This is a genomic window from Rhodococcus sp. RD6.2 (assembly GCF_001040705.1).
Taxonomy (GTDB): Bacteria; Actinomycetota; Actinomycetes; order Mycobacteriales; family Mycobacteriaceae; genus Rhodococcus_G.
Map to the genome: position 1 here is coordinate 688,191 of NZ_CVQP01000001.1, position 17,767 is coordinate 705,957.

Genomic DNA, 17,767 nt, shown 5'->3' on the forward strand with positions numbered 1-17,767 from the left:
CGCCCTAACGCAGGTCGCGGCGGCGGAAGGCGAGGAATCCCACCGCGATCAGGGTGGCCGCGATCGCGGTCAGCCAGAGCAGCGGAGTCGCGCTGAACTCGCCGCCGGGCAACTTCGGCGCGTGGCTGAAGGGTTCGAGGTTCAGCGCCCACTGCGGGAAGTCGGCGACGGAGCCGACCAGGAACACCGTCAGGAACGCGACCAGAACGCCCCACGCGACCGGGGCGAACCGGGGCACCAGACCGAACAGGGCGACCGTGACGCCCGCCAGCAGCCAGATCGCGGGCAGCTGCACCAGCGCCGCGCCGAGGATTCGCCACAGCACCGAACCGATGTCGCCGACGGCGGCTCCGTATGCCAGTCCGGCGCCCAGTCCGGCCACGGTCATCGCCACCGCGGGACCGAGGATTGCGAAGAGTGTATGCCCTGCGGCCCAACGGATTCGGCCTACCGGTCCGGCCAGGACCGGTTCGATGCGCGCTGCGGACTCCTCGGAGTGCAGGCGCAACGCCGCGGAGATCGCGTAGGCGGAGCCGGCGATGCCGAGCATGACCATCGCGTACCCGATGAACGACAGCTCGAGCGACTCCGACCCCCCCATGCGCATGACCAGGTCGCGGATCGTCTCGCTGTCGCCGAGCTGGTCGCCGACGCCTTTCGCCGCGCCGCCGATCAGCAGTCCGTACAGCCCCAGCCCCGCGGTCCACGCGGCGAGGGTGCCGCGCTGCATGCGCCACGCCAGGCCGAGCGGTCCGGCGAGGGCGGGCGCAGCGTTGGGCGGGCCCAGTCGGGGCGCGATCATTCCCGCGCCGAGGTCACGCCGGTTGGCGAGCAGATATGCGAGTGCGGTGAGCCCGACCGCAGTGGCGAGCAGGGGCGTGACCACCCACCAGCGCTCGTCGGCATACGGGCGCATCCGAATTGCCCACCCGAGCGGTGAGAACCAGGACAGCGTCCCGTTGCCCGCGTCCCCCACCGCACGCAGGGCGAATGCGGTGCCGAGCGCCGCGAAGGCGATGCCCCGGGCGATCCGGGCGCTGGCACTGAGCTGGGCGGCCACCGCGGCAACCGAGGCGAACACCGCACCGGACAGCGCCAGTGACACACCGAATGCGACGGATCCGCCGACGGGCAGGCCCCTGGCCAGCAGCGCCGCAGTGCACAGCACACCGGTGACCACGCAGGCCCCGAACGTCATCACCAGTGTTGCCGTCAGGCCGGCGAACCGTCCGATCGCGGTGGAGTCGAGCAGTTCGGCGCGTCCGGTCTCCTCCTCGGCGCGGGTGTGCCGGACCACCGTCAGGATCGTGGCGATCGCGATCAGCGTGAAGTAGGCGCTCGCCTTCCAGATTCCGACCGACCCGATGTCGGTGCCGAAGACCGGCCCGTACATCGCGAGCTGCGCGGGGCTGGCGTTCGTCGCGGCGGCGAACCGGGCGAGCTCGGCCTGAGTGGTGTAGATCCCTTCGATACTGGCCACGTACAGCGACGGAGCGACGGCGAACAGCAGCACCCACAGGGGTAGGGAGATCCGGTCACGGCGCAGGTACAGGCGCAGCAGAGCGGTGGTACCGGTCAGGTCACGGGTGGTCGTGGTCGTGCGTGGCGGGGGAGCGGGGCGAGTCGCGGTGGTGGTCATGCCCTCACCCTCTCCGCTTCCGTGTCCCGCTCCGGGCCCGACTCGGTCCGATAGTGCTGCAGGAAGAGCTCTTCGAGCGTCGGCGGCGTGGAGACGAGGCTGCGGACGCCGGTGTCGCCGAGTACCCGGATCAGTGCACCCAGGTTGTCGGCGTCGACCTGGCACCGCAGGGTGGTGCCGTCGAGGTGGACGTCGGCGACCCCGGGGAGCCGGTCGAGATCGCCTGGATCGCCAAGCAATTCGGCGGTGATGGAGGTGCGCCGCAGATGCCGCATGTCTGCGAGCGATCCGGATTCGACGGTGGTGCCCGCGCGGATGATCGTCACCCGCTCACAGAGCGCCTCGACCTCGGAAAGTATGTGACTCGACAGCAGTACGGTCGCGCCGCGGCCGCGAGCCTCGGCGATGCATTCGCGAAAGACCTCTTCCTTCAATGGATCCAGGCCCGAGGTCGGCTCGTCCAGCAGCAGCAGGCGGGCATGCGACGAGAACGCGGACACCAGCGCGACCTTCTGCCGGTTGCCCTTCGAGTAGGCACGGGCCTTCTTCGTCGGGTCGAGTTCGAATCGCGCGATCAGGTCGGCGCGTCTGGCGGTGTCGAGGCCGCCGCGCATCCGGCCGAGCAGGTCGACGGTCTCGCCGCCGGTCAACGACGGCCACAGCGTCACGTCACCGGGCACGTACGCGAGGTCGCGGTGCAGGTCGACAGCGTCGGACCACGGATCACGTCCGAACACGGTCGCCGTTCCGGACGTCGCGCGCAGACTGCCGAGCAGGATCCGGATGGTGGTCGACTTCCCCGAGCCGTTCGGGCCGAGGAATCCGTGCACCTCGCCCTCACCGACGTTCAGGTCCAGGCCGTCGAGTGCGCGGGTGCGCCCGAAGTGCTTGTGCAGGTTACGGACTTCGATGATTCCGGTCATCGAAACTCCTCGTGGTTGGTGTCGCCGGCGTTGTCGGGACGCTGGGCGACGATCGTGTCCAGGAAGGTGGTGTCGGTGAAGAGGCCCTCGGTGTAGAGCTCGAGGGCCGGGAGCATGACCTCGTCCGTGAGTTCGCGGAGGGCGCGGCCCCAGTCGACGGGGCCGTCCTGTTCTCCGCGCATCTGCAGGAAGAGCATGGTGCTGCCCAACGACTGCATGGTGAGGTACCGGGCACGAGCCGCCGGATCGCGGCTCGGTCTGAGGGTTCCGGCGGTGACGCCCTCCTCGAGGTACTGCTCGGTGTTGGCGACGAGGTGGTCGAACATGGTTCGGGCCAGATCACCGCCCGACTGGTAGCTGCGGACGAGGTAGGCGACCAGGGGGGCGTACTCCTCGATGTCGGCGAGCTGATGGAGGAGTCCGGCGGCGCTGGGCCGGGTCAGTGTCTCCGTCTTGGCCGCCCGGATCGCTCCGAGGACGTACTCGTCACAGGCCTCGCGGAGGCCGTTCTTGGATCCGAAATGGTGGTTGACGAGGCCCGGCGACACCCCGGCGGCGGCCGCAACCTCCCGCACACCGGTGCGGAAGCCGCGGTCGCCGAACACGACGATCGCTGCGTCCCTGATCCGGGCCCGAGTGGTCAGGTCCGGGTCCGGTGTGCCGATGGCGGTGTATCCGTTCAGGCTTGAACGCATGTTCAGGACGTTAAACGAGCGTTCAGCCCAGGGGAAGGGTTCGCCGCGTCAAGATGTCGTCAACGTGTTGTCAGCCTCGTGATGCGCAGAGCAGGCCGTCGCCTACGGGCAGCAGCACCTTGGTGAGCCGGTCGTCCTCGGCGATGGCGCGCGCCGCGGCCCGCACGGCGAGCGTGACGGCGTCGCGTGCTGCGGGGTCCGCGACCCTCCCGCCGAGAAGCGCGTTGTGGAACACGATCACCCCGCCCGGACGCAGCAGGCGCACACCCTGCTCGACGTAGAGCGGATGGTCGGCGGGCACCGTGTCGACGAACACCAGGTCGTAGGAGCTGTCGGCGAGCCGTGGCAGCACGTCGAGCCCCCAGCCGTTGATGAGACGCGTGCGGCCCGTCGCGATCGACGCGGACCGGAACGCCTCCTTCGCGGCGCGCTGATGCTCCGGTTCGGGGTCGATGGTGGTGAGTACGCCGTCAGGACGCATCCCGTCGAGCAGCCACAGCCCGCTCACACCTGCGCCGGTCCCGATCTCGACGACGGTCCGCGCGGACAGCATCTGCGCGAACAGGCTCAGCAGCGCGCCTACCGACGGGGGTACCGGGTCGGCACCGAGGTCTTCGGCCCGCTCACGTGCGGAAACGAGAACGTCGTCCTCCAGGACGGACTCCTCGGTGTGGGCCAGCATCTGGTCGCCGTTGGTGTACACGAGCACGAGGTTATCGCTGTCGAGGTTCGGGCGTGTCGAGGCGCGCATGCTCGCGCTGCTGGACGGGACGTGCGGCCGCACATTCTCAGCCGGAACTCAGGTTGCTCACACGTCCCACATACGCCGGTCGACAACAGTGAGGGCACACGCTGATCAGCACACCCGCCGATCGGCAGACAGCAGGAATCGCAGCGCCGGGAACAAAACGGACACTCCAGGAGTTGTCAGGTCACGTAGCGCGACGCCCGCGCATTTCGCTTCCAGCTGTCCCGAGCAGGAGGTCATCCATCTCGATGGTCAACGCCCCGTCCGACGTCGACACCACATCCGCCGACATCGACTCCGAGGTCCTGAGCAGCACCGCCGCTGAGTTCCTGAGCAGCACCGCCGGTGAGGTCCTCAGCGGCACCGCCGCGTTCGACGCCAGCGGAGACCAGTCGGCGATGCCGTCCTGGGACGACCTCGTTCGCGAACACGGAGACCGTGTGTACCGGCTGGCCTACCGGCTGTCCGGCAACGCCCAGGACGCCGAGGATCTGACCCAGGACACCTTCATCAGGGTGTTCCGTTCGCTGTCCAACTACCAGGCGGGCACCTTCGAGGGGTGGTTGCACCGCATCACGACGAACCTGTTCCTGGACATGGTTCGGCGCCGCAACCGCATCAGGATGGAGGCGCTGCCCGAGGATTACGAGCGGGTGCCGTCTCAGAACCCGAACCCCGAGCAGGTCTACCACGACGCCCGGCTCGACCCCGACCTGCAGGCCGCACTGGACTCCCTCGCGCCGGAGTTCCGCGCCGCGGTCGTACTGTGTGACGTCGAAGGCCTGTCCTACGAGGAGATCGGTGCCACACTGGGCGTCAAGCTCGGGACCGTGCGCAGCCGGATCCACCGCGGCCGCCAGGCGCTGCGGGACCACCTGTCCGCGGCGCAGGTGGCGCGCGAACTCGAGGCAGGGACGACAGTCGCGTGAGTGTGCAGGAGGAGCGGATGACGCAGGGCCGCGGGCCGCGCCGGTTCGGTTCGACAGAACATCTGGCCAGCGAGGCCGTTGCCGCGTACGTCGACGGCGAGTTGCAGATGAACGCCTACCTCCGGGCCTCCCAGCACCTGTCCGAGTGCGCGGAGTGCGCGGCTGCGGTCGATGCCCAGCAACATGCCCGGGTCGCGCTCCGGCAGTCCGGCGAGATCACGATGCCGGTGTCCCTGCTCGGTGTTCTCAGCCGGATTCCGACCTGCCAGCCCGCCGACGAACCGGCCGCCGATGCCGCCCGGACCAGGCGCCGCGCGGGGTTCACCGCATCCTCCTATTCGCTGCCGACGTGGCGTCGGCGCCGCTGACGCGGCACACCGTGCACCGCGGGGACCTGGCGCTGGTCTGTGTCACCGGGCACGTCGGTGATACTGGGTGCCGTGACTGACGCCATGGAGCCGGAGGGGACGCAATCGCGGGCGCCCGAGTCGGAGCAGCCCGATGCGAGTCCGGTGAACGCGACGACCGAGGCCGAGGACGGGGCATCCCGGCGTCTGGCACCGCGGCCGCTGTACCGGCCCACCGTCGACCCTGTTTCGGCCGCCGCGTTCGGGCGTCCCGATGGCGTCGCGGACTCGTTCGCCCCCACCCGCCCCGCAACCGAACCGAACCTGGCGGTCCGCCCGCCGGACCCGTCGATCGCGGAGGCGTACGGCCGTCCCGAAGGCGAAACACAGACGATTCAACGTGGACCCGCCGCCGACGACCACGGCGACGTCGCCGGCCCGCCGGCGGATCCGTGGCGTGACCCGACCGCCGCGGTCCGCCTCGGCGGTGCGGCGGTCGACACTCCCGCACCGGCTCCGCTGGCGCCTGGCCCGAAACTTGGTGTGCGGGAAGTGCTTCTGGGTGACCGTGTCGCACCGCGGGCACTCGCGGCGCTCGCCGGGGTCGCACTCGTGATCGGGCTGGCGGGTGGCATCGTCGGGCGGATGACGGCGGAGAACGTCGGTGCGTTGACCAGTCAGAAGGTCGAGCTGACGCAGTCGACCGGCGACGACCGCGAGATGGGGCAGGTCGCGAAGGTTGCCGAAGCGGTGCTGCCGTCGGTGGTGTCGATCCAGGTCGCGCTGGGGGACCAGGCGGGCACCGGCTCCGGTGTCGTCGTCGACGGCGCCGGCTACATCGTCACCAACAATCACGTCATCTCGATGGCGGCGACGGATACCGCCAACGCCACCCTCCAGGTGGTGTTCTCCGACGGAACCCGCACGCCCGCGACGATCGTCGGCCGCGACACCAAGACGGACCTCGCCGTCCTCAAGGTCGACGTCGGGAACCTGACAGTCGCGCAGCTGGGCAAGTCCTCGGACATCCAGGTCGGTGACGACGTCGTCGCCGTCGGCTCGCCTCTCGGCCTGAGCAAGACCGTCACCAGCGGCATCGTCAGCGCACTGCACCGGCCGGTGCGGCTCGGCGGAGAGGGCACCGACACCGACGCCGTGATCGACGCGGTCCAGACGGACGCCGCGATCAACCCGGGCAACTCGGGTGGACCGCTCGTCGACGCGGAGGGCCGGGTCATCGGCATCAATTCGGCGATCCGCTCCGAGAGCGGCGGTTCGGTCGGCCTCGGGTTCGCGATCGGGGTCGACGACGTCACCCGCGTCGCCCAGGAACTCATCCGCAACGGCGTGATGCACCATCCCGAGATCGGCGTCAACGCGCGATCGGTGACCAACGAGCAGACCACGGGCGCCCAGGTGGCGAACGTGCAGTCGGGCAGTCCCGCGCAGCAGGCGGGCATCGTCGAAGGCGACGTGATCGTGCGGGTGGGCGACCGCGACGTGGCCAATGCCGACGAGTTGGTCGTCGCGGTGCACAGCACCGAAGCGGGCCAGCCGGTCGCGGTGAAGCTGATCCGGTCGGGTCGGGAAGTCGAGGTCCAGGTCACGCCCGTCTCGGACTGACACCCCGGGCGTCGGCTGTGACTCTCCGGTGAATTCCGGGTTCGGGGGTACGTCCGGGCCGGGTGGCACGTAGTCTGGTCACGTGTTTGGCAATATCGGCTGGGGCGAGTTCATGATCCTGCTCGTCGCTGCGCTCGTGATCCTCGGACCCGAGCGCCTTCCTGGCGCCATTTCCTGGGTCAGCAAGGCGCTGCGTCAGGTGCGCGATTACGCAGGCGGCGCCACGGCGCAGCTGAAGGACGAACTCGGTCCCGAGTTCGACGACCTGCGCAAGCCGCTCTCCGAACTGAACCAGCTGCGCGGTATGACGCCGCGCGCAGCCATCACCAAGCATCTCCTCGACGGTGACGACTCGATCTTCACCGGGAACTTCGACGACACGAAGTCGTCCGGTACGTCGTCCGGAGGATCGGGATCCGCGCCGAAGCAGAAGCCGACGACTCCGCTCGCCGAGGGCGACACGCCCCCCATCGACGTCGACGCCACCTGACGGCGTCCCGCGACATGCGACGAGCCCCGCCCGGGCAACCGGGACGGGGCTCGTCGCATGTTGGGGATCAGGAGCCGAACAGCTGCTCGATCAGGCCCGGCTCGCCGACCCAGCCGCTACCAGTGTCGAGCGAGCCGAAGAGCGGACGGACTTCCGCGGGGGCGACCAGGTCGCGGTAGGTGATCGTGTAGACCACCTCGTCGTCCACGGTGCACACGTGCCGAACCTCGTAGGTGCCGTCAGGCACGCCGCCCCACGAGTACCCCTGCCAGCCGTCGTCACCCGGGGAGGTGGGCGCCACGTCCTCGACGACGTTCCCGGTGGTCTGATCGAACAGCGTCGCGCCGCACAGGGTGCCCAGCGGAACACCCTCGACCGATGCGGTCACGTCGTTCTCGATCACGTCGGCGGTCGAGGTGATCGACGCGGCCGACGCGGCGCCGGTGGAGAGCAGGAGCAAGGGTGCGGCCGCGGCTGCGGTGAGAGCCGTGCGCACGAGGAGTGTCGTCATACCCGATCCGTTCCTTGTCGCTGGATGTCGCGATCGCCGCGACACCGTGGAGTGAACCATCGACCGATGGTTCGGAACAGAAGGTAACAATGACGATGATTCGCAGGGAGCGAATCGGACATTTGTCGGTGTCGAGAGGTAACAGTTTCTCGGGATATCAGGTTTCGGGCTACAGGTGCCGGGTGGTGTCGATGCCGAGGGACATGCCCGCCAGGCCGCGGGCGCGGACGGACAACTTGTCCGCGATGCTGCGCAGTGCGGCGCCCGCGGCGGAGTCGGGTTCCGACAGAACGATCGGGACGCCGGCGTCGCCGCCTTCACGTACGGACTGCTCCAGCGGAATCTGACCGAGCAGCGGCACCTGCGCGCCGACCGCGCGGGTGAGGCGATCGGCGACGGTCTGACCTCCTCCGGACCCGAACACGTCCATGCGGGTGCCGTCCGGCAGCTCCATCCAGGACATGTTCTCCACGACACCGACGATCCGCTGACGGGTCTGCAGCGCGATCGAACCCGCCCGCTCGGCAACCTCGGCGGCCGCCTGCTGCGGCGTGGTGACCACGAGGATCTCGGCGCCGGGGATGAGCTGCGCGACGGAGATCGCGACGTCGCCGGTACCCGGCGGCAGGTCGAGCAGGAGGACGTCGAGGTCGCCCCAGAACACGTCGGCGAGGAACTGCTGCAGCGCGCGGTGCAGCATGGGTCCGCGCCACACGACGGGGGTGTTGCCCTGCGTGAACTGCGCGATCGAGATCATCTTCACGTCGTGCGCGATGGGCGGCATGATCATCCGCTCGACCTGGGTCGGCTTCGCATCGGTGCCGAGCATGCGGGGGATCGAGTGACCGTAGATGTCCGCGTCGAGGACGCCGACGGACAGGCCCTTGGCGGCCATCGCGGCGGCGAGGTTGACGGTGACCGACGACTTGCCGACACCGCCCTTGCCGGACGCCACCGCGTAGACGCGGGTGAGCGATCCGGGCTGCGCGAACGGGATGACCGGCTCGGTCGACTCCCCGCGCAGCGACTTGCGTAGTTCGGTGCGCTGCTCGTCGTTCATCACGTCGAGTTCGACGCGGATCGCGCCGACGCCCGCGACGTCCGCGACGGCCTTCGTCACCCGTTCGGTGATCTCGGTGCGCATCGGGCAGCCCGCAGTGGTCAGGTAGATGACGATGTCGACGCTGCCGTCGTCCTCGAGCGTGACGCTCTTGACCATGCCCAGTTCGGTGATGGGCTTGCGGATCTCCGGGTCGAGCACCTTGGCGAGGGCACCACGAACGTCGGACTCGGTCACTGCAGACATGCCACCAATGGTAGGTGCCGCCCTCTCAGTGGATTCGCGGCAGGTCGGCCGAGCTCGGGTTGACGCCCGTCGAGTAGGCGAGTGACCAGGCGGTCACGTTCGCGACGTAGGCCATCGAGTTGTTGTAGCGCAGGATCGCCTTGGTGGCCGACACGATGTCGCGCATGTTGGTTCCGCCGTCGCACAGGTAGGTGGCGGTGGACGCGGCCGCGTCGTAGAGGTTCTGGGGGTCGGCGACGCCGTCACCGTTGCCGTCGGTGCCGTAGAGGGCCCACGTGGACGGAATGAATTGGGTGGGGCCGACTGCGCGGTCGTAGACGGTGTCGCCGTCGAGCGCGCCACCGTCGGTGTCCATGATGACGGCCTGGCCGGGGAGGCTGCCGTCGAGGGGCAGGCCGATGATGGGTTCGATCAGGTTGCCGCGCTCGTCGGCCTTGCCGCCGTTCGCGTGGCTCGACTCGACCCGGCCGACGCCGGCGACCTGCATCCAGGAGATGCCGCACGTGGGGTTGCGTTCGGCGAGTACGCGTTCCGCCGACCGATAGGCGTCGTAGTTGATCGCGGGGATTCCCAGCGGGCCCTCCGGCAGCGGTTCGGGCGCGGCTGCCGGGGCGGGCGCGGGAGCGGCGGCGAATGCGGGAGTCGCGGTAGCGGGCTCCGGAACGATGGCCTCCGGCTCCGGTGCCGGTGCTTGTTCCGCGGGAGCGTCGGTCAGTGGCGACGCCTTCGCTGTCGTGAGGAACGGCAGGGTGATGGTCGCGCCGCCGGCATTGGCCGCCGTGACCAGTCCGGTCGGGACGAGTCCGGCGAGTGCGATGACCGAGTTGCGTTTTGCCTTCGACTCCGTCGGTTTGGTGTGGCGACCCACGTCGTACCTCCTGGGGCTCCCGCAGGTACGGGGCCAGTCGTTGGTGAACGCAGGCGACGCTACCCGATTCGCAACATTGCCGTTATGTAGTCGTGACCTTTCCGCGCGGAATTTCGCCACGAATCTCCAGGTTGAGACGGTAAAAACTAGGGTCTCAAAATTATCTCGACACGCGCGTTTCCGATGACGCAGAGATTACGACGTCGTCGTCAGGCCGGCGGGCAGAAGGCCAGGCAGGGCAGGGGTGGCAGCGTCGGCAGCGCCGGGAGCCCCGGAATCAGCGGCGGCGCCGCGGCACCCGGCGCCGCGGCGGCGTCGCGCAGCAGGTCCTGATCGTTCGGAGCCGGAGCCGGAGCCGGAGCCGGAGCCGGAGCCGGCGCCGGAGCCGGCGCCGGGGTGGGTGTCGGTTCGGCAGGCAGTCCCGGTTCGACAGGCACGTCACGGATCTCACCGGGCTCCGGCGTACCGCCGTCGGCGTAGGCCGACGACCACCCGATCACGTTCGAGGCGTACGCGAGGGAGTTGTTGTAGCGCAGCACGGCCCGTTGCTCCTGGTCCGGCTCGCGCAGGTCGAGTCCGCCCGAACACAGGTAGCGGGCGGCGGCGAGCGAGGCGTCGAACACGTTGTTCGGGTCGGCGCGGCCGTCGTCGTTGCCGTCCGCGGCGTACCGCGCCCACGTGCTGGGGATGAACTGCATCGGCCCGACCGCGCGATCGTGTGCCGGATCGCCGTCGACGGCGCCGCGGTCTGTGTCCAGGATGACGTTGTTGCCGGCGAGGGTCCCGTCGAGCCGCGGACCGAGGATCGGCGTCACCGTCGTCCCTGCGGCATCCGTGCGGCCGCCGCCCGCATGACCCGACTCGATGCGACCGATGCCCGCCAGCAGATGCCAGGTGACGCCGCAGCCCGGCGTGTCCGCCGCGAGCGTCGCCTCCGCCGAGCGGTAGGCGCCGAGCACCAGTTCGGGGATGCCGAGCGATCCGATGGTTACCGGAATCGGCGTCAGTGAGCCGCTCGGCGATGCGAGCCGTTCCGCGACCGCGGGCGGCAGGCTGAACGTCACAGGTGGTGGCGGGGTGTAGGCATGTGGTGCGCGAGAAAGCTGCGGCGCGGGTTCGAGCACCCCGACGACGCCCCCGGGCGGGGTGTCAGCGGATGCGACGGAGGTGACCGCCATCGGCGCGACCTCGGTCCCCGCGGCTCCCACGACCGACATGCCCACCGTCACGCCGCAGAGCAGCGCCGCCGTGGCGATTCCCGCCAGGCTCCTCACCTGCATTCGCAATCCCCCGGGTCTCGTCGCGCCGGGCACCCCACCCGTTATGTGACCGAGGTTACATAACGGAAACGTTGCTCGCCGGACGTTCGGGCGAAGCCTCGGGGTTCACCGGCTCGGCCGGGGCTCCTCGTCGTCGTCGCGTGCGGCGAGGAGCGACTTGATCTCTTCCAGCTCGCGGCGCAGGTAGTCGCGGGTCGCGACTTCCCCGACCGCGAGGCGAAGCGACGCCAGCTCGCGCGCCAGGAACTCCGTGTCCGCCTTCGTCTGCTCGGCCCGCGCCCGGTCCTCCTCCAGCGAGACACGGTCCCGGTTCTCCTGCCGGTTCTGTGCCAGCAGGATCAGCGGCGCCGCGTACGCCGCCTGCGTGGAGAACGCGAGGTTCAGCAGGATGAACGGGTACGGGTCCCACTGCAGGCCGATCGCCGCGACGTTGAGAATGATCCAGACGATCACTACCACCGTCTGGATCAGCAGGTACTTGCCCGTGCCGAGGAATCGGGCGATGGATTCGCTGACGCGGCCCACGGCCTCGACGTCGATGTGGAACCCGCGCCAGCCCCCGCCCGGTGTCTCGAGGCGGGCCCGGGCGCTCTGCGACGCGGACGGACGCTTGTCACTCATCGACGCTCTCCTCCTCGCGCCAGTCCTCCGGCAGCAGGTGGTCCAGGACGTCGTCGACGGCGACGGCGCCGAGGAGGTGGCCCTCGTCGTCGACCACGGGCCCACAGACGAGGTTGTAACGCGCGAAGTAGCGCGTCACCTGTGCCAGGGGATCCTCGGGGGAGAGTCGGATCAGGTCGGTGTCGAGCAGCCCGCCGACCAGCGACGCGGGCGGTTCTCGCAGTAACCGCTGTATGTGCACGCAGCCGAGATAGCGTCCGGTCGGGGTGGAGATCGGCGGGCGCACCACGAACGCCATGCTCGCCAGCGCGGGCGTCAGGTCGGGGTGGCGTGCCCTGGCCAACGCCTCCGCGACCGTCGTCGCGGGGGTGAGGATCACCGGCTCCGGGGTCATCAGGCCGCCCGCGGTGTCGGGGGAGTGCTCGAGCAGCCTGCGCACCGGCTCCGAGTCCTCCGGGTCCATCAACTGCAGCAGCGATTCGGCTTCGGTCTCCGGAAGTTCACCGAGCAGGTCGGCCGCGTCGTCCGGGTCCATCGCCTCGAGGACGTCGGCGGCGCGTTCGACTTCGAGGTGTGTCAGCAGGTCGGTCTGGTCGTCCGTGGGGAGCTCCTGCAGCACGTCCGCGAGGCGCTCGTCGTCGAGTGCGAGTGCGACCTCGTGCTTGCGCTTGTCGGGCAGGTCCCGCATCGCGTTCGCCACGTCCGCCGGGCGCATGCCCTCGAACTGCGCGAGTAGTTGTGACACTCCTTGCCCCGGGAGGTCGAGTTGCGAGTTAGTCAGGCCCTGGACGTGCTGCCACGCGACGACGTGGATCGGTGAGCGTCGGGCCAGCCCGGCTCTCGGCTTGCGGACGGCGACGCGGTTGACCACCCAGTCGCGGGTTCGCGTCAGCTCGATGCCGAGGTCGACGACGAGAACGTCGACGCCGGCGAGATCGTCGAGTTCGGGGTCGTCGACGCGGACCCTGGTGTCGACGACCTGGGCGAGCGCGAGGACCTCACCGGGCTTCTGCGTGAACTTGCGAAGGCTGACGCTGCCGGTCAGCGTGACGGATCCGGGTTCGACGGCGGTGACACGCAGCATCGGGACGAAGATGCGACGCCTCGTCACCAGTTCGACGACCAGCCCGAGTACCCGGGGCTGCTGGCGTCCGACGCGGATGGTGATGACGACATCGCGGACGCGGCCGATGGATTCGCCGTCGGGTCCGAGCACGACCAGGCCTGCGAGCCTGGCTGCGAAGACCTTGTTGACTGCTGCCATGATGACAAGGCTAATTGGCGCGGTGTCCGATCGTGGGATCGCGGACGCTGCCACGGTTCACGGTCGGAGGTCCACGATGGTGCAGGCACGTCCGCGGCGATCGGTACTCGCCGTTCCCGGCAGCAGTCGCAAGATGATCGAGAAGGCGAAGGGCCTGCCCGCCGACGAGGTGTTCCTCGACCTCGAGGACGCGGTGTCGCCGCTCGCAAAGGCGCAGGCGCGCACCGAGATCGCGGACGCGCTCGCGTCGGACGGGTGGGGCTCCCAGATCAAGGTGGTGCGCGTCAACGACTGGACGACGCAGTGGACCCACCGCGACGTGGTCGACGTGGTGTCGGCGGCCGGTGCGCACGTCGACGCGATCCTGCTGCCGAAGGTGGTCGACGCCAGCCACGTACAGGCACTCGACCTGCTGCTGACCCAGGTGGAGAAGGAGAACGGTCTCGAGGTCGGACGAATCGGGATCGAGGCGCAGATCGAGAACGCGATCGGCCTGACCAACATCAACCGGATCGCGACCGCGAGCCCGCGGGTGCAGACGCTGGTGTTCGGACCCGCCGACTTCATGGCGAGCATCAACATGCGCACCCTCGTCGTAGGCGAGCAGCCCGAGGGCTACGACACCGGTGACGCGTACCACCACATCCTCATGACGATTCTCATGGCGGCCCGGGCACACGGCCTCGAGGCGATCGATGGTCCCTACCTGCAGATTCGTGATGTCGATGCGTTCCGGCGGGCCGCTGCCCGGTCGGCCGCGCTCGGCTTCGACGGCAAGTGGGTGCTGCATCCCACGCAGATCGACGCCGCCAACGAGGTCTTCAGTCCGCGTCAGGAGGACTACGACAAGGCCGAGATGATCCTGGAAGCGTACGAGTTCCACACCTCCGCCGCGGGTGGTGCGCGCGGTGCCGCCATGCTCGGCGACGAGATGATCGACGAGGCGAGCGCGAAGATGGCTCAGGTGATCGCTGCGAAAGGCCGCGCCGCCCGGATGACACGCACGACGCGATTCGATCCGGAATCTCCGTAAACTGGACATGGGCACGCCCGCCGGGGTGTGTCCGCCCGGACGAAAGCAGGAGTCGATGCCCAATCCACTCGGAACGCCGAATCAGCCCGGACGGGGCGGACTTCCGACGCCGCCCACGGGCTGGCCGATCGGCTCCTATCCCACGTACGCAGAGGCGCAGCGCGCCGTCGACTACCTGTCGGATCAGCAGTTCTCGGTCGAGGATGTGACCATCGTCGGTGTCGACCTGATGCAGGTCGAGCGGGTGCTCGGGCGCCTCAGCTGGGCGAAAGTCATTGGTGGCGGCATCGTTTCGGGTGCCTGGCTCGGCGTGTTCCTCGGCCTGCTTCTCGGCCTGTTCACCGACAACCTGCTCGGTCCGCTGATCGCGGGCATCCTCGGCGGCATCGTGTTCGGTGTCATCTCGACGACCATCCCGTACGCGGCGACGCGGGGCACCCGCGACTTCGCCTCGACCATGCAACTGGTGGCGGGACGCTACGACGTGCTCTGTGAACCGAAGACGGCGGAACGGGCCCGCGACATGCTGGCCAAGCTGGCGCTCTGACGGCGCGTGGGGAGCGGCGTGCGGACCACACTCGACGTCCGTGAGTTGGGTCGAGCGACCCTCGCGCGGCAGTACCTGCTCGAACCGACGGACACGCCGGTCGAGAAGGTGGTGCGGCACCTGTACGGCCTGCAGGCACAGTCGCCGACCGCGCCGTACTTCGCGTTGTGGGCGCGGGTGGCGGGTTTCCGCCCCGAGCAGCTGTCGGGGTTGATCGAGGACCGCGCGGTCGTGCGCATGGTGTCGATGCGCGGGACGGTGCACGCGCTGACGGCAGCGGATGCACTGGAACTGCGGCCCTGGACGCAGCCGATCATGGACCGCGACCTCAGGACGAACACGCAGCACTCCAAGGCCCTGGCCGGTTTCGACCGCGAGGCACTGGAGTCCTGGTCGCGGGCACTGCTGGAGGAGACCCCGTCGACGCTGGCGGCCCTGCGGCCGCAACTCGCGCAGCGGTGGCCGGACCGCGACCCGGCGGCGCTTGCCCACGCCGTGCGGGATGTGCTCCCGCTGGTGCAGGTTCCGCCGCGCGGACTGTGGGGTCGGTCGGGGCAGCCGGCCTGCACGACGTTGGAGCATTGGACGGGATCTGTTCTCGCCGAACCGGATCCGGAGCGGATCGTGCTCCGCTACCTCGCGTCGTACGGTCCGGCATCGGTGGCCGATGCGCAGGCGTGGTCGGGTCTGACGCGTCTCGGTGAGGTTTTCGACAGGTTACGTGCCCGGCTGCGGATGTTCGGCGGCCCGGACGGTGCCGAACTGTTCGACCTGCCCGACGCGCCGCGTCCGGGCGGGGACGTTCCCGCGCCGGTCCGGATTCTCGCACCGTTCGACAGTCTGCTGCTCTCGCACGCGAACCGTTCCCGGGTGTTCGACGACGCGTACCGTCGGGTTCTGTTCACCGTCAACGGCATCGTGAAACCGACGTTGCTCGTGGACGGCAGCGTCGCCGGCCACGTCACGCTGAGCGCGAACCGGAGCAGTGCGGCCGTCGACGTCACGCCCCTGCGGTCGTTGTCGGCGCGGGTGGTGGCGTCGGTCGAAGCAGAGGCGTTGCGTTTGCTCGCGTTCGCCCATCCGGGGCTCGATCACGAGGTGCGCGTGGGTTCGGTATGACCTCACGTGCCGGCCGCCTCGCTGTGAGATGCGGGTCACACCGCCCGTGAGCGGGCAAAACGGTCACCGGGTGTTAGATGGGATGGTGATCGACAACGTCCTGACCTCAGTGCGCGCTCACCTGGTCGAGAGCTTCGGTGGACCCGAGCCGTCCGCGGCCTCGGTGACGTTCCTCGGCCTCGAACCGCTCGAGGTGCTCCGGTTCCCCGCCGATTCCGAGGACGTCGTCCGCTATGCCACCCTCGGCTGCTCCCGGCACCCGATGGCCGATCCCAGTGACCTGGTCGCCGATCCGGTACGCGGCCCGAGGGCCGAGTTGGTCCTGACCCTGCGCGGCGGACTCGACGTGGCGTCGGGTGTGCACCGGTCCCTCGCCATACTCGCCGCGGCGCCTGCGGTGGAGGGTGTCGTCCTCGCCGTCGACGGGCTCCTCGACCTCGGCGAGCCGCTGTGGAAGGGCGCCCCCTTCACCGCAATTTTGTTGGGGGACAGTGGTGTCGAACCGCTTTCCCTGCCGGAGCCTGCGGACCCGGTGCAGTTCCTGGACGCGGTGCCGATCACGGGAACCGAGGCGGCATGGGTTCGGTTGCGCGGTGCGGCGGCGCTCCGCGACGCATGGGCAGAAGCGGGGATCGACGTCCGCGATCCGCGACGTGGCCAGGCGTCCCTATAGCCAGTTGTTGCGCCGAAAGGTGACGAACAGTCCGATGCACGACGCGGCGATGATCGTCAGGATCGCGGGATAGCCCAGCGTCCACCCCAACTCCGGCATGTGCTCGAAGTTCATGCCGTAGATACCCGCGAGCATCGTCGGGACCGCCGCGATCGCAACCCATGCCGAGATCTTGCGCATGTCGGTGTTCTGCTGCACCGCGACCTTCGCGAGCGCCGCCTCCACCAGGGTGCTCAGAATCTCGTCGAACTCCGAAACCCGCTCGGCGACGATCGTGTGGTGGTCCTGCACGTCGCGCAGGTATCGCCGAACCTCCTTCGGCACACCGAGACTCGGTTCCTGACTCAGTCGCTGCAGTGGTGTGCCGAGCGGTGTGACCGACTTGCGCAACTCGACGATCTCCCGCTTGAGGAGGTAGATCGAATCGACGTCGATCTGGCGGACGCTGAACACGTCCTCCTCCAGGAGGTCGACGTCGTGTTCGACGAGATCGGTGACGGCCAGGTAGCTGTCGACGACGTGGTCGGCGATCGCGTGCAGGACGGCGCTCGGGCCACGGGAGAGCCGGGACGGATCCGCGTCCATCGCGGCGCGCACCCCCGCTAGCCCGGAATGGTCGCCGTGCCGGACGGTGACGACGAAGTCGCGACCGAGGAAGATCATGATCTCCCCGGTTTCGACGATCTCCCGGGCCGTGGAGATGGAGTCGTGCTCGACGTAGTTCACGGTGCGCAACACCAGGAACAGCACATCGTCGTACACCTCGAGCTTGGGTCGCTGGTGGGCGTGCACCGCATCCTCGACCATCAGCTCGTGCAGTCCGAAAACCTCTGCGACGGAATTCATCTGGTGCACATCGGGAGCATGCAGGCCGACCCAGACGAAGCCGGCTCTGCGCTCACGCACCTCCGCGAGCGCGGCCGAGTGGGTGAACCGTCCGGGCAGGCGGTGTCCGTCGACGTAGACCCCGCAGTCCACGATGGCGCGGGCGGCGGGAACGCGGATGGCGGGCAGGGGAGGACGCGCTGCGCTGCGCGACGACCGGAGCGACGAGATCGGCGGCATGGACGGCACGGGCGGCACCTCCCGGTCGCGGGGATTGTTGCTGCTCATCCTATGTCGCGCAGTGTCGCGGTGCGGCGCCGGGCGGC

19 protein-coding genes are annotated in these 17,767 nt (G+C 69.2%); 8 read left to right on the forward strand and 11 right to left on the reverse strand.

From position 1 onward, the window contains the following. Nucleotides 1-4 precede the first annotated feature (4 nt). The 4 genes from RHCRD62_RS03070 to RHCRD62_RS03085 form a co-directional block, all read right to left on the reverse strand. Nucleotides 5-1,639, reverse strand: a complete 1,635-nt coding sequence (locus tag RHCRD62_RS03070; RefSeq protein WP_050063157.1) for an ABC transporter permease — start codon at nt 1,637-1,639, stop codon at nt 5-7. After that, nucleotides 1,636-2,562, reverse strand: coding sequence for an ABC transporter ATP-binding protein (locus RHCRD62_RS03075; RefSeq protein WP_050063158.1), 927 nt, complete (start codon nt 2,560-2,562; stop codon nt 1,636-1,638). Before RHCRD62_RS03075 ends, RHCRD62_RS03070 begins: the two co-directional genes overlap by 4 nt. Further along, entirely contained in the window at nt 2,559-3,257 is a 699-nt protein-coding gene (locus tag RHCRD62_RS03080) for a TetR/AcrR family transcriptional regulator (RefSeq protein ID WP_050063159.1), read from the reverse strand. Before RHCRD62_RS03080 ends, RHCRD62_RS03075 begins: the two co-directional genes overlap by 4 nt. Before the next feature lie 70 nt (nt 3,258-3,327). Further along, nucleotides 3,328-3,966 (reverse strand): O-methyltransferase, encoded by a 639-nt coding sequence (locus RHCRD62_RS03085; RefSeq protein ID WP_283235420.1) that lies wholly within the window; start codon nt 3,964-3,966, stop codon nt 3,328-3,330. Nucleotides 3,967-4,253: 287 nt separating this feature from the next. Here RHCRD62_RS03085 and sigE point away from each other — a divergent pair, with 287 nt between their 5' ends. From sigE to tatB, 4 genes are all read left to right on the forward strand, one after another. After that, nucleotides 4,254-4,934: an RNA polymerase sigma factor SigE gene (gene sigE / locus RHCRD62_RS03090; RefSeq protein WP_253277169.1), complete on the forward strand. Its 681-nt coding sequence runs from the start codon at nt 4,254-4,256 to the stop codon at nt 4,932-4,934. 17 nt (nt 4,935-4,951) lie between these two features. Beyond that, nucleotides 4,952-5,302, forward strand: coding sequence for an anti-sigma factor (locus RHCRD62_RS03095; RefSeq protein WP_050063449.1), 351 nt, complete (start codon nt 4,952-4,954; stop codon nt 5,300-5,302). An 84-nt stretch (nt 5,303-5,386) separates the two neighbouring features. Next, a complete protein-coding gene (locus RHCRD62_RS03100; protein WP_050063160.1) occupies nt 5,387-6,904 on the forward strand; it encodes a S1C family serine protease in 1,518 nt (505 codons plus the stop codon). A gap of 82 nt (nt 6,905-6,986) precedes the next feature. After that, entirely contained in the window at nt 6,987-7,394 is a 408-nt protein-coding gene (gene tatB, locus RHCRD62_RS03105) for a Sec-independent protein translocase protein TatB (protein ID WP_050063161.1), read from the forward strand. Between the two features lie 67 nt (nt 7,395-7,461). Here tatB and RHCRD62_RS03110 read toward each other — a convergent pair whose 3' ends face one another. From RHCRD62_RS03110 to RHCRD62_RS03135, 6 genes are all read right to left on the reverse strand, one after another. Beyond that, nucleotides 7,462-7,905 (reverse strand): hypothetical protein, encoded by a 444-nt coding sequence (locus RHCRD62_RS03110; RefSeq protein ID WP_050063162.1) that lies wholly within the window; start codon nt 7,903-7,905, stop codon nt 7,462-7,464. Nucleotides 7,906-8,074: 169 nt separating this feature from the next. Then, nucleotides 8,075-9,211, reverse strand: a complete 1,137-nt coding sequence (locus RHCRD62_RS03115; protein WP_050063163.1) for an Mrp/NBP35 family ATP-binding protein — start codon at nt 9,209-9,211, stop codon at nt 8,075-8,077. A 25-nt stretch (nt 9,212-9,236) separates the two neighbouring features. After that, complete coding sequence (locus RHCRD62_RS03120) at nt 9,237-10,079, reverse strand: lytic transglycosylase domain-containing protein (RefSeq protein ID WP_050063164.1); 843 nt, start codon at nt 10,077-10,079, stop codon at nt 9,237-9,239. Between the two features lie 209 nt (nt 10,080-10,288). Continuing rightward, nucleotides 10,289-11,359: a lytic transglycosylase domain-containing protein gene (locus RHCRD62_RS03125; protein ID WP_050063165.1), complete on the reverse strand. Its 1,071-nt coding sequence runs from the start codon at nt 11,357-11,359 to the stop codon at nt 10,289-10,291. Nucleotides 11,360-11,464: 105 nt separating this feature from the next. After that, on the reverse strand, nt 11,465-11,980 hold the full coding sequence (locus tag RHCRD62_RS03130) for a DUF1003 domain-containing protein (protein WP_050063166.1): 516 nt from the start codon (nt 11,978-11,980) through the stop codon (nt 11,465-11,467). Continuing rightward, the gene (locus tag RHCRD62_RS03135) at nt 11,973-13,244 is read right to left on the reverse strand and encodes a magnesium transporter MgtE N-terminal domain-containing protein (protein WP_050063167.1); all 1,272 of its coding nucleotides are present in this window, start codon (nt 13,242-13,244) and stop codon (nt 11,973-11,975) included. Before RHCRD62_RS03135 ends, RHCRD62_RS03130 begins: the two co-directional genes overlap by 8 nt. A 76-nt stretch (nt 13,245-13,320) precedes the next feature. On the opposite strand from RHCRD62_RS03135, the gene RHCRD62_RS03140 reads away from it, so the two are divergent. The 4 genes from RHCRD62_RS03140 (at nt 13,321) to RHCRD62_RS03155 (ending at nt 16,616) form a co-directional block, all read left to right on the forward strand. Continuing rightward, nucleotides 13,321-14,277 (forward strand): HpcH/HpaI aldolase/citrate lyase family protein, encoded by a 957-nt coding sequence (locus RHCRD62_RS03140; protein ID WP_050063450.1) that lies wholly within the window; start codon nt 13,321-13,323, stop codon nt 14,275-14,277. Nucleotides 14,278-14,332: 55 nt separating this feature from the next. Further along, on the forward strand, nt 14,333-14,824 hold the full coding sequence (locus tag RHCRD62_RS03145) for a YflT domain-containing protein (protein ID WP_050063451.1): 492 nt from the start codon (nt 14,333-14,335) through the stop codon (nt 14,822-14,824). Nucleotides 14,825-14,842: 18 nt separating this feature from the next. After that, on the forward strand, nt 14,843-15,943 hold the full coding sequence (locus RHCRD62_RS03150) for a winged helix DNA-binding domain-containing protein (protein ID WP_050063168.1): 1,101 nt from the start codon (nt 14,843-14,845) through the stop codon (nt 15,941-15,943). Nucleotides 15,944-16,025: 82 nt separating this feature from the next. Then, a complete protein-coding gene (locus RHCRD62_RS03155) occupies nt 16,026-16,616 on the forward strand; it encodes a suppressor of fused domain protein (RefSeq protein WP_084734041.1) in 591 nt (196 codons plus the stop codon). On the opposite strand, the gene RHCRD62_RS03160 is transcribed toward RHCRD62_RS03155, so the two are convergent. Beyond that, a complete protein-coding gene (locus tag RHCRD62_RS03160) occupies nt 16,611-17,681 on the reverse strand; it encodes a magnesium and cobalt transport protein CorA (RefSeq protein WP_050063169.1) in 1,071 nt (356 codons plus the stop codon). The genes RHCRD62_RS03155 and RHCRD62_RS03160 overlap by 6 nt on opposite strands. Nucleotides 17,682-17,767 lie beyond the last annotated feature (86 nt).

What these genes read in the sequence shown, in the direction of transcription:
- RHCRD62_RS03070 (WP_050063157.1), bottom strand. Translation starts at nt 1,639, where the DNA reads ATGACCACCACCGCGACTCGCCCCGCTCCCCCGCCACGCACGACCACG.
- RHCRD62_RS03075 (WP_050063158.1), bottom strand. Translation starts at nt 2,562, where the DNA reads ATGACCGGAATCATCGAAGTCCGTAACCTGCACAAGCACTTCGGGCGC.
- RHCRD62_RS03080 (WP_050063159.1), bottom strand. Translation starts at nt 3,257, where the DNA reads ATGCGTTCAAGCCTGAACGGATACACCGCCATCGGCACACCGGACCCG.
- sigE (WP_253277169.1), top strand. Translation starts at nt 4,254, where the DNA reads ATGGTCAACGCCCCGTCCGACGTCGACACCACATCCGCCGACATCGAC.
- RHCRD62_RS03095 (WP_050063449.1), top strand. Translation starts at nt 4,952, where the DNA reads ATGACGCAGGGCCGCGGGCCGCGCCGGTTCGGTTCGACAGAACATCTG.
- RHCRD62_RS03100 (WP_050063160.1), top strand. Translation starts at nt 5,387, where the DNA reads ATGGAGCCGGAGGGGACGCAATCGCGGGCGCCCGAGTCGGAGCAGCCC.
- RHCRD62_RS03110 (WP_050063162.1), bottom strand. Translation starts at nt 7,905, where the DNA reads ATGACGACACTCCTCGTGCGCACGGCTCTCACCGCAGCCGCGGCCGCA.
- RHCRD62_RS03115 (WP_050063163.1), bottom strand. Translation starts at nt 9,211, where the DNA reads ATGTCTGCAGTGACCGAGTCCGACGTTCGTGGTGCCCTCGCCAAGGTG.
- RHCRD62_RS03125 (WP_050063165.1), bottom strand. Translation starts at nt 11,359, where the DNA reads ATGCAGGTGAGGAGCCTGGCGGGAATCGCCACGGCGGCGCTGCTCTGC.
- RHCRD62_RS03130 (WP_050063166.1), bottom strand. Translation starts at nt 11,980, where the DNA reads ATGAGTGACAAGCGTCCGTCCGCGTCGCAGAGCGCCCGGGCCCGCCTC.
- RHCRD62_RS03135 (WP_050063167.1), bottom strand. Translation starts at nt 13,244, where the DNA reads ATGGCAGCAGTCAACAAGGTCTTCGCAGCCAGGCTCGCAGGCCTGGTC.
- RHCRD62_RS03140 (WP_050063450.1), top strand. Translation starts at nt 13,321, where the DNA reads ATGGTGCAGGCACGTCCGCGGCGATCGGTACTCGCCGTTCCCGGCAGC.
- RHCRD62_RS03145 (WP_050063451.1), top strand. Translation starts at nt 14,333, where the DNA reads ATGCCCAATCCACTCGGAACGCCGAATCAGCCCGGACGGGGCGGACTT.
- RHCRD62_RS03155 (WP_084734041.1), top strand. Translation starts at nt 16,026, where the DNA reads ATGGTGATCGACAACGTCCTGACCTCAGTGCGCGCTCACCTGGTCGAG.
- RHCRD62_RS03160 (WP_050063169.1), bottom strand. Translation starts at nt 17,681, where the DNA reads ATGCCGCCGATCTCGTCGCTCCGGTCGTCGCGCAGCGCAGCGCGTCCT.